This window comes from Gammaproteobacteria bacterium, from assembly GCA_036383255.1.
In the GTDB taxonomy this organism is placed as follows: Bacteria; Pseudomonadota; Gammaproteobacteria; order Natronospirales; family REEB76; genus DASUBN01.
In genome coordinates this window covers 187,250-197,905 of record DASVOS010000009.1, presented here as the reverse complement: position 1 = coordinate 197,905, position 10,656 = coordinate 187,250, and the positions used below count along the sequence as shown (strand labels likewise).

Here is a 10,656-nt window from a genome sequence, read left to right as displayed (position 1 = left end):
GCAGGGTGTGGATGCGACAGTGCTTCACACGACGCCGGTGGGTCCGGCGAATTATGTAGAGACAGGGATGGCGCGGACTGCGATGTGGTCCGGCTCGATGGAATCGAGAAGGCTCTATGCGAATCCTTTGGGTGAAAGTCGGCGGCTTGTGGCCGCCCAATACAGGCGGCCGCTTGCGCAGCCTCAATATCCTGTCGGAGCTCGCTCACGAGCACGAACTCAGCGTCTTCACCACGCACCTGCCGGGTGAGGACAACGAGGCTCTTGCCCGCCAGCTGCCCCACTGCAAACGCGTGCGTTCCTTCCCCTTCGCGGCGCCCAAGTGGCACAACCCGCGATTCCCCCTGACGCTGCTGGGTTCCTGGTTCTCCTCCATGCCGGTGGACATCTACAAGCACCGTGTACCGGCCTTGCGGGCCGAGGTGGAGCGTCTCATGGCGGCAGGCGAGATCGACCTTTGCGTCGCCGATTTCGCGGTCGCCACGCCGAACGTGCCGCTGGATGGGCCCGTCCCGGTGGTTTTCTTCTCCCATAACGTCGAGTACATGATCTTGAAACGGCTCGCCGCCGTGCAGGCGAATCCCCTCAAGCGCGCACTGCTCGGCATCGAGTGGCGCAAGATGCGCCGCTACGAAGCCACAGTCTGCCGCAAGGCCCGCCTCACGGTGGCGGTATCGCCCGAGGACAGGGCACTCCACAGCGCTGACGCCCGCGGTGCGGCCATCTTCGACGTGCCCACCGGCGTCGACACCGGGTACTTCAAGGCCAACGGCACGCCCGAGGCGCCGGCGGAGATCGTATTCACCGGCTCCATGGACTGGCATCCCAATGAGGATGCCATCCGTCACTTCATCGGCGACATCCTGCCGACGGTGCGCCGCGAGGTGCCGCGGGTCAACGTCACCGTGGTAGGACGCAATCCCAGCGGCGAGCTGCGCCGTGCCGCCGAGGCGGCGGGGGTCAAGGTCACAGGGACCGTCGACGACGTGCGCCCTTATATAGACGCGGCGGCTGTCTACGTGGTCCCGCTGCGCATCGGCGGGGGCACCCGCCTCAAGATATTCGAGGCCCTCTCCATGGGTAAGGCGGTGGTCTCCACCACCGTCGGCGTGGAAGGGTTGCCGCTCGCTCCCGGCGAGCACTACCTCCGGGCCGACGACCCCCAGGCCTTCGCCACCGCTGTGGTCCAACTGCTCAGGGATCCGGTCCAGCGCCATGCGCTGGGCGAGGCCGGGCAGCGGCTAACCCATGAGCGCTACGCGTGGCCCCAGGTGGCTCGGGTGTTCGGCTCCCACTGCGAGGCCGCCCGTGGCTGAGGTGCTCCATCACCGTCCCGGCGTGCCCCGCGTGGTGCTGATGTGCCACGAGGGGGACCGCATCGACACCGAGGGCCTGACGGCCTGGGTCGCCAGCAGCATGGACCTCGTCGGAGTGATCCGCCTCAAGGAGCGGCGCAGCCGCGCCTGGCAGCGGGTCCGGCGCGAGATCCGCCGCGTCGGCCTGCTGCGCTTCCTGGACGTGCTGGCCTTCCGCTTCTATTACCGCCTGATGTGGGGGCGCCGCGATGCGGCCTGGATCGACGACGAGGTGCAGCGGCTGAAGGCGCGCTACCCGGTGGATCCGTCCGGTGTGATGACACTGGTGACCCACGACCCCAACGGCCCCGCGGTGCGCGCGTTCCTACGCTGGGTGCGGCCGCACGTCATGATCGCACGCTGCAAGACTCTGCTGAAGCCTGAGGTGTTCGGCGTACCCAGCCATGGCACCTATGCGCTGCACCCGGGCATCTGCCCCGAGTACCGCAATGCCCACGGCTGCTTCTGGGCCCTCGCGAACCGGGACGTGCAGCGGGTCGGCATGACCCTGCTCAAGGTGGACCCGGGCGTGGATACCGGCCCCATCCTGCTGCAGGCCTCCTACGGATTCGACGAGCTCAAGGAATCCCACGCGGTGATGCAGTACCGGGTGGTGCTGGAGAACCTGGACGCGGTAGCCGAGAAGTTGCGCGCCGCCTGGCGAGGCTACCTGCAGCCCCTGCCCGTGGTCGAGCGCAAATCCGCCACTTGGGGTCAGCCCTGGCTCAGCGCTTATTTCCGCTGGAAGCACGCCGCCCGCCAGGGTATGCCGCGTGAGGCGGGGCGATGACCGCGTTGCTCACGCTCCTGTACCACGATGTCTACGTCACGGATCCGGCCGAGAGCGGTTTCGCGGGAGAGGGTGCCGGACGCTACAAGCTGACGCTCACTGAGTTCGAGCGCCAGCTCGCCTGCCTCGCCGAGGTGCTGCATGCGCCGCCGCTCCTGGTGACGCGGCCCGAGCCTGCGGCGAACCCGCTGCCCCTGGCGTTGACCTTCGACGACGGTGGGCGCTCCTATTTCACACAGGTGGCGGAGCGGCTGGAGACGCGGGGCTGGCGTGGCCACTGCTTCGTCACCAGCGATTGGATAGGGCGGCCGGGATTCCTGGACCGGCAGCAGTTGCGTGAGCTGCACGCGCGCGGCCATGTGATCGGCAGCCATTCTGTCAGCCATCCGGCGCGCTTCACGGCCTGCACCCCGGAGCGCATGCGCCGTGAGTGGCGTGACAGCCGGGCCGCGCTGCAGGACATCCTGGGTGCCGACGTCACCGCGGGCTCTTTGCCGGGCGGCTACTTCGCGCCGCGCGCCGCACAGGCGGCGGCGGAGGCGGGCATCACCACGCTGTTCACCTCGGAACCCGAGACCCGCGCGCGCCGCATCGCCGGCTGCACGGTACGGGGACGCTACACGGTGCGGCGCGGCGACCCCACCGACCTCGCCGCGCGGCTCGCGGCCCGGGAGCCGGGCGCGCTGTACCCGGCGTGGCTGAAGTGGAACGTGAAGAAGCCCGTGAAGGCGCTGCTGGGAGCGGGCTACCCGCTCATCGCGGAGCGCTTCGCGCGGCTGGAACGGGAACAGGGCGAAAGAATCCAATAGAGGAGTTTCAGAGACATGCGTATCAGCATATTCGGACTGGGTTACGTGGGCTGCGTGAGCGCCGCACGCTTCGCGGAGGCAGGCCACCAGGTCATCGGCGTGGACGTCAATCCAGAGAAGGTGGCGATGGTCAACGGCGGCCTCTCGCCCATCGTGGAGCCCGGCCTGGAGGCCCTGCTGGCCTTCACGGTGGCGAATGGGCGCCTGCGTGCCACCACCTCGGCGGCCGAGGGCATCGCCAACTCGGACATGGCGCTCATCTGCGTCGGCACGCCGGGCTACGCCAACGGCCAGCTCAACGTGGACATCCTGCGCCAACTCAGCTCAGAGATCGGCCGAGAGCTCCACCATCGGGAGAAACCGTTCACGGTGGTGGTGCGCAGCACCGTGCTGCCGGGTACGGTGGAGGAAGTGGTGTTCCCCGCCATCCGCGCCGGCATCCAGCGCCGTGACCGTTCCTTCCTGAGCGTGGCGGTGAACCCGGAGTTCATCCGCGAGGGCAGCGCGCTGCAGGACTTCCTGCAGCCGCCGTTCACCCTGGTGGGTTGCCAGGACGAAGCCACCGCGGCCAAGGTGCGCGAACTCTACGCAAACGTGGATGCGCCGTTCGTCAGCACCAGCATCCGCACCGCCGAGATGATCAAGTACACCGCCAACACCTTCCACGCCTTGAAGGTGTGCTTCGCGAATGAAGTGGGCGACGCTTGCGAGGCCTTCGGCGTGGAACCGCAGGAAGTCATGCGCATCTTCCGCATGGACCGCAAGCTCAACGTCTCAGAGGCTTACCTCAAACCCGGTTTCGCCTTCGGCGGTTCCTGCCTGCCCAAGGACATCCGTGCCCTGACCTATGCGGCCCGCAGCGCCGACGTGGAGCTGCCGCTGATCAGCCGCATCCTCGAGTCCAACGGCGCGCAGATCCGCCGAGCCGTGGACACGGTACTGGCCACCCACAAGCGCCGTATCGGCGTACTCGGCCTGTCCTTCAAGCCCGGCACCGATGACCTGCGCGAGAGCCCGATGGTGACGCTGGTCGAGAACCTCATCGGCAAGGGCCTAGAGGTGCGGATCCTCGACCACAACGTCGCGGTGGCGCGTCTCACCGGCGCCAACCGGCGCTACATCGAGGAGGAGATACCGCATATCTCCTCGCTCATGTGCACCGAGGCTGCCGATCTCCTCAACCACGCCGAACTGCTGGTGGTGGGCAATGCCGGCGAAGAGACCAGCCAGGTGCTGGCCGCCGCGCCGGAACTGCCCGTCATAGACCTCACGCGCGGCATCGCGCGTGTGTCCCGTGTCCAGACAAAGGTGGAAGAGCCATGCAAACAACCTTCATCGTCAGGTTCCTATACGCCGGCCTACTCGCCTCAGGGGTCGCCGGCCCACTCCTGATCGTCCCGGGCTGCCACAGCGAGGCGGCGGTCGCCGCCGCCCCGCCGCAGCCGGCTGGACGCCAGACCCCCGAGCTCCCGCAGGGCTACGTGGACGCGCGCTATGTGCGCCCCACCGGCAAGCGCATCGACGTGAAAGCCGGTGGCGACCTGCAGGCAGCGCTGGACAAGGCCCAGCCGGGTGACACCGTGGTGCTGGAGGCCGGCGCGGTCTTCAGTGGCAGCTTCACGTTGCCGCTCAAGCCCGCCGACACCGCCGGCTGGATCGTCGTGGAATCGAGCGCGGTGGCGGACGGCCGCCTCGCGCCTGGCGTGCGCGTGTCTCCGGACGATGCCGCTCTCATGCCCAAGCTGGAGGCCAGCAGCGGGCCGGTGCTGCGCACCGCCCAAGGCGCGCATCACTACCGGCTCATCGGACTGGAGCTCAGGCCCGGCCCCGCCAGCGTCAGCAAGGCGCTGAGCTGGCTGCATGGCTTCAGCCTGGGCGGTGGCGCGCCTGCCGCGCCCAAGGCCGCCTTCCTGGCGAACCTCTTCGTGATCGGCAACGGCGACAAGTCCATCGAGACCTTGGCGCATCACATCATCGTAGACCGCTGCTACCTGCACGGCGACCCGCAGGTGGGCGCACGCCGTGGCGTGGCCATGAACGGCCGCTACGTGGCGGTCATCGACTCCTATCTCTCCGACTTCAAGCAGGTAGGAGAGGACAGCCAGGCGCTCTCGGCCTGGAACGGTACCGGGCCGTTCATGATCGTGGATGACTACCTGGAGGCCGCCGGCGAGAACGTGCTGTTCGGCGGCACCGACCCCACCATCCCGAACCTGGTGCCCTCGGACATCGAGGTGCGCGGCAACCACTTCTCCAAGCCATTGGCCTGGAAGAAGGACGATCCCGCCTACCAGGGCACCCCCTGGAGCGTGAAGAACATCTTCGAGCTCAAGAATGCCCAGCGGGTGCTGGTGGAAGGCAACCTGCTCGAATACAACTGGGCCCAGTCCCAGGACGGATTCTCCATCCTGTTCACGGTGCGCGACCAGGACGGCAGCGCCCCCTGGTCGGTGGTGCAGGACGTGACCTTCAAGGACAACGTGGTGCGCCACGTGGCCAACGGCATCAACATCCTGGGCTACGACAATAACCATCCGAGCCGCCAGACCCAGCGCATCCAGGTCTCCAACAACCTGTTCGAGGACGTAGGCGGACCTTGGGGCCCCGGCGTGCTGCTCATGATGGGCGATGGCAGCCGCGACGTAGCTTTCAGCCACAACACCTCGCTGCAGACCGGCACCATCGTGTTCAGCGACGGCCGCGCCGTCTCCGGTTTCAGCTATACGGACAACATCGCGCCCCATAACCGCTACGGCATCATCGGCACCAACAAGGGTGTCGGTGTGTCCACCATCTCGGCCTACTTCCCGGGCGCCAAGCTGCGCCGCAACGTGATCGTGGGCGCCGCCCCGCAGCAGTACCCGTCCGGCAACTTTTTCCCCAAGGACCTGGGGGGCGTCGGCTTCGCACGCATGGGCGCGCGGGACTACCGCCTGGCGCCCGGCAGCGCATACAAGGCCGGAGCCGATGACGGCGGCGACATCGGAGTGGACGTGGATCAGCTCTGCGCCTCCCTCGATGCCTACGACCCCCATCTCGGGGATTCGGTCCCATCCTGCGTGGCGGCCCAGGGGCACTGATGGACATGGCGTACCTCTCCCTGTGGTTCTGGGCGTCCGTGGCCCTGCTGCTCTACACGTATCTGGGCTATCCGCTGCTCATCCGCCTGCTGGCGGCACTGCCGCGCCGTATCCCGGCGGAGGGCTGGCTGCAGCCGCGCATCACCCTGGTGGTGGTGGCGTACAACGAGGCGCGCCGCATCCGCCAGCGGCTCGAGAACTTCCTCGACCTGGATTATCCCTGGGACCGGGTAGAGGTGATCGTGGCCTCCGACGGCTCCACCGACAGCACCGTGGAACGGGCCCGCGTCTATGCATCGGAGCAGGTGCGCGTGGTCGAGTTCCGGCAGCGGCGCGGCAAGAGCGCGGTGCTGAACGACGTGGTGCCCATGGCCACGGGCGAGATCGTGGTGCTGGCGGACGCCCGCCAGCGCTTCGAGACCGGTGCGCTCAGGGCGCTCGCCGCCCGCTTCGTGGACCCGAAAGTGGGAGCCGTGAGCGGTGAACTGGTGCTCCTGGACGGCCGTGCAGGGCGCTCCGAGGTGGGCAAAGGCGTGGATTTCTACTGGCGCTATGAGAAGTTCATGCGCCTCTACGAGAGCCGGGTGGACTCCACCGTGGGCGCCACCGGTGCCATCTACGCGCTGCGCCGCGAGCTGTTCCGACCCATCCCCGAGGCCCTGATCCTGGACGATGTGCTGATACCCATGCAGGTGGCGCGGCAGGGCTACCGGGTGCTGTTCGAGCCGCGCGCCCGGGCTTACGACTGGGTGGCGCCGGATGCGCGCCATGAGTTCACCCGCAAGCTGCGGACCATCGCCGGTAACTTCCAGCTGTTCTTCCTCAGGCCCTGGCTGTTGAATCCGTTCCAGAACCGGCTGTGGTGGCAGACCGTGTCCCACAAGCTGTGCCGGCTGCTGAGCCCCCTGTGGCTCGCGCTGGCCTTCGGCGCGAACCTGCTGCTGGCCCAGGACCAGGTGGCCTACCGCGGCCTCTTCGTGGCCCAGGTGCTGTTCTATGCCGCCGCGCTGCTCGGCTACCTCACGCGGCACGCCGCCCGTAAACCTTTCTTCCTCAACGTCCCTTACGCCTTCTGCCTGCTCAACTGGGCCACGGTGATGGCGCTGGTCCACCTGCTCAACGGCCGCCAGCAGGTGACTTGGGAACGCACTGCCGGTTGAACTGCAACCTGGAGACAGACAAATGTGTGGAATCGTCGCAGCGGTTGGTGGACGCGACATCGTCCCGATCCTGATCGAAGGCCTGCAGAGGCTCGAGTACCGCGGCTATGACTCAGCGGGCATCGCGGTGGTCAACGGCAGCATCAGGCGCGTGCGCAGCGTAGGCCGCGTGGCGGAGATGCAGGGCAAGGCGCGCGCCGGCCGGCTTGCCGGCACCACCGGAATCGGCCACACCCGCTGGGCCACCCACGGCGGCGTCACCGAGCCCAATGCCCACCCCCACGTCTCGCGTGACGAGATCGCGGTGGTGCACAACGGCATCATCGAGAACCATGAGGAGCAGCGAGCCCGCCTCAAGCAGCTCGGCTACGCCTTCGAGTCCCAGACCGACACCGAGGTGATCGCACACCTCATCCATCACCACCTGCAGAAGCATGGCGACCTGTTCCGCGCCACCCAGGAGGCGGCGCGGGAGCTGACCGGCGCCTATGCCATCGGCGTGCTCTCCCTCAAGTCCCCGGACGTCGTGACCGGCGCCCGCATGGGATGCCCGCTGCTGGTCGGGCTGGGGGAGGGGGAGAACTTCCTCGCCTCCGATGTCTCGGCGGTGCTCTCGGCCACCCGCCGCGTGCTGTACCTGGAGGACGGCGACGTGGTGGAGCTGCGTGACCTCAAGGTGCGTGTGACCGACCGGGAAGGCCGGCCGGTGGAGCGGACGCCGCGCGTCAGCGATGTTTCCCTGGCGTCGCTGGACCTCGGCGCCCATCAGCACTACATGCAGAAGGAGATCCACGAGCAGCCTCAGATGCTGCGGGACACCCTCTCGCCGTTCGTTGAACAGGGCTTCGTGCCGCGGCTGTTCGGCATGGACGCGGAGGAGGTGTTCCGGGACGTGGACTCGGTCCTGATCCTGGCGGCCGGCACCAGCTATTACGCCGGGCTCACCGCTCGCTACTGGATAGAAGCCATCGCCGGCGTGCCGGTGTCGGTGGAGATCGCCAGCGAGTACCGCTACCGCGACTCGGTGGCGAATCCCAGGCAGCTCGTCATCACCATCTCCCAGTCGGGCGAGACCCTGGACACCCTGGAGGCTCTGAAGCACGCGGTAGCCGTCGGCCACGACAAGACCCTCTCCATCTGCAACGTGCCGGAGAGCGCGATCCCGCGCGCCTCGCGCCTGGTGTTCTACACCCGCGCCGGCGCCGAGATCGGCGTCGCCTCCACCAAGGCTTTCACCACCCAGCTGGTGGCGTTGTTCGGCTTCGCCGTGACCCTGGCGCGGCTGCAGGGCCGCCTGCCGGTGGGGCGTGAGATGGGTTTCATCACCAGCCTGCGCCATCTCGGCGAGTGCGTGCAGCACGCCCTCAATCTCGAGCCCCAGATCAAGGAATGGGCCGGGCGCTTCGCCCAGCGGGACCACGCGCTGTTCCTTGGGCGAGGCGTGCATTACCCCATCGCCCTGGAAGGCGCGCTCAAGCTCAAGGAGATCTCCTACATCCATGCCGAGGCCTATCCGGCCGGAGAACTCAAGCATGGGCCGCTGGCCCTGGTGGACTCGGACATGCCGGTGGTGGTGATCGCGCCGAACGACGCCCTGCTGGAGAAGGTGAAGTCCAACATGCAGGAAGTGCGCGCCCGCGGCGGCGAGCTCTTCGTGTTCGCGGACCAGGACAGCCAGTTTGCCGAGAGCCCGGGAGTGCACGTGATCCGCACCCCGCGCCATGCCGGCATCCTCTCACCCATCGTGCATGCCATCCCGGTGCAGCTCCTGGCCTACCACACGGCCCTGAAGCGCGGCACCGACGTGGACAAGCCCCGCAATCTCGCCAAGTCGGTGACCGTCGAATGACACTGCAACAGGAGAGCAAGTCGTACATGGACAAGTACCTGACCTCAGTGCCCGGCATCCGCCGGCTCCCCTCGGCCTTCGCCGGCCCCGTCGTGAAGGCAGAGCAGCGGCCCTGGGGCAGCTGGAGCGTCCTCTACGAGGGCGAGGGCATGAAGGTGAAGCTCATCGAGGTGAGCCCCGGCCACCGCCTGAGCCTGCAATACCACCGCCACCGCAGCGAGCTGTGGATCTGTGTCTCGGGACGCGCCAGCGCCGTGGTGGGTGAGCGCGAGATAGAACTCGCGCCGCGCGACACCGTGACCATCCCGGTGGGAACGGTGCACCGCCTGGGAAACCCGGGTGACGAGCCCATGTCCATCGTCGAGGTCCAGCAGGGTGACCTCCTCAGCGAGGAGGATATCGTGCGCCTCGAGGACGACTACAACCGGGCCCATCCCCGTGACGCATGAGCGGCATCCCTGCCGCTGAACCGATTCCAAGCCGCGCGGGCCTTGCTGCCGCGCAGCCTATTCCACGTATCCAATAAAGAGGTGATTGTCATGAAATGTCTGGTTACCGGGGGCGCCGGCTTCATCGGTTCGCACCTGACCCGCGGCTTGCTGCACCAGGGACACGATGTCTGGGTGCTCGACAACCTGTCCACCGGCAAGCGCGAGAACATCGAGAGCCTGCCCATCGAGTTCATCGAGGGCGACGTGCGCGACGCCGAGCAGGTGCGCCAGGCGGTGCAAGGCGTGGACTTCGTCTTCCACCTGGCGGCGCTGGCTTCCGTGGGCCGCTCGCTGAAGGATCCCCTGGCTACCCACGCGGTCAATGAGACGGGCACCCTCACGGTGCTGGATGCGGCCCGCAAGGCCAAGGTGAAGCGCGTGGTGTACGCCGCGTCGTCCTCAGCCTATGGCAATGCCGTGGCGCTGCCCAAGCGCGAGGATGCCAAGCCCGCGCCGGCTTCGCCCTATGCCGTGTCCAAGCTCACCGGCGAACATTACTGCCGGGTGTACTGGGAGGCTTATGGCCTGGAGACCGCCTGCGTGCGCTACTTCAACGTGTTCGGCCCGCGGCAGGACCCGAACTCCGAGTACGCCGCCGTGATCCCGCGTTTCATCGACACTGCCCTCAACGGCGGGGCGCCGGTCATCTACGGGGACGGCACCCAGTCCCGCGACTTCACCTACGTCACCAACGCGGTACAGGCCACCATCGCGGCGGCCAGCGCTCCCGAGGCCGCAGGCCAAGTGTTCAACGTGGCTTGCGGCGAGCGCCGCAGCCTGCTCGAGCTAATCGACATGCTGGAGGACCTCCTGGGCGACCGCATCGCTCCGCAGTTCGAGCCGGAACGGGTGGGGGACGTGAAGCATTCCCAGGCGGACATCGCCAAGGCGCAGCAGTACCTGGGCTACGAGCCCGGAGTGCCGTTCAAGGAAGGCCTCAAGGAGACGGTGGACTGGTACCGCAAGTGGCTGGCGCTGGAGCAGTACCAGGCCCGCGCGCCGCACCTGCAGACCCTTCCGGGCCTCGCGGCCCAGGCCGGCACGGCAGCGCCATGAACAACTGACAACAACGACGACGATACGACACCAGTGTTGCAGCCGCCGGTCACCCCGGCGGCCGTT

The 10,656-nt window shown here is 67.6% G+C and carries 9 protein-coding genes; all 9 read left to right on the top strand.

What is annotated here, in order from left to right:
• The first annotated feature begins 173 nt into the window (after positions 1 to 173).
• A complete protein-coding gene (locus VF651_05615) occupies positions 174 to 1,316 on the top strand; it encodes a glycosyltransferase (GenBank protein HEX7965176.1) in 1,143 nt (380 codons plus the stop codon).
• A complete protein-coding gene (locus VF651_05610; protein HEX7965175.1) occupies positions 1,309 to 2,145 on the top strand; it encodes a formyltransferase family protein in 837 nt (278 codons plus the stop codon). Before VF651_05615 ends, VF651_05610 begins: the two co-directional genes overlap by 8 nt.
• Positions 2,142 to 2,954 (top strand): polysaccharide deacetylase family protein, encoded by an 813-nt coding sequence (locus VF651_05605; GenBank protein HEX7965174.1) that lies wholly within the window; start codon positions 2,142 to 2,144, stop codon positions 2,952 to 2,954. Before VF651_05610 ends, VF651_05605 begins: the two co-directional genes overlap by 4 nt.
• 15 nt (positions 2,955 to 2,969) lie before the next feature.
• A complete protein-coding gene (locus VF651_05600; GenBank protein ID HEX7965173.1) occupies positions 2,970 to 4,346 on the top strand; it encodes a nucleotide sugar dehydrogenase in 1,377 nt (458 codons plus the stop codon).
• Entirely contained in the window at positions 4,274 to 6,034 is a 1,761-nt protein-coding gene (locus VF651_05595; protein HEX7965172.1) for a hypothetical protein, read from the top strand. The genes VF651_05600 and VF651_05595 overlap by 73 nt, the downstream gene beginning before the upstream one ends.
• A 5-nt stretch (positions 6,035 to 6,039) precedes the next feature.
• Complete coding sequence (locus VF651_05590; GenBank protein ID HEX7965171.1) at positions 6,040 to 7,194, top strand: glycosyltransferase family 2 protein; 1,155 nt, start codon at positions 6,040 to 6,042, stop codon at positions 7,192 to 7,194.
• A gap of 22 nt (positions 7,195 to 7,216) precedes the next feature.
• The gene (gene glmS, locus VF651_05585) at positions 7,217 to 9,043 is read left to right on the top strand and encodes a glutamine--fructose-6-phosphate transaminase (isomerizing) (GenBank protein HEX7965170.1); all 1,827 of its coding nucleotides are present in this window, start codon (positions 7,217 to 7,219) and stop codon (positions 9,041 to 9,043) included.
• Positions 9,044 to 9,069: 26 nt separating this feature from the next.
• Positions 9,070 to 9,492, top strand: coding sequence for a phosphomannose isomerase type II C-terminal cupin domain (locus tag VF651_05580; GenBank protein ID HEX7965169.1), 423 nt, complete (start codon positions 9,070 to 9,072; stop codon positions 9,490 to 9,492).
• A 90-nt stretch (positions 9,493 to 9,582) separates the two neighbouring features.
• Positions 9,583 to 10,590 (top strand): SDR family oxidoreductase, encoded by a 1,008-nt coding sequence (locus tag VF651_05575; protein ID HEX7965168.1) that lies wholly within the window; start codon positions 9,583 to 9,585, stop codon positions 10,588 to 10,590.
• Positions 10,591 to 10,656: the final 66 nt, after the last annotated feature.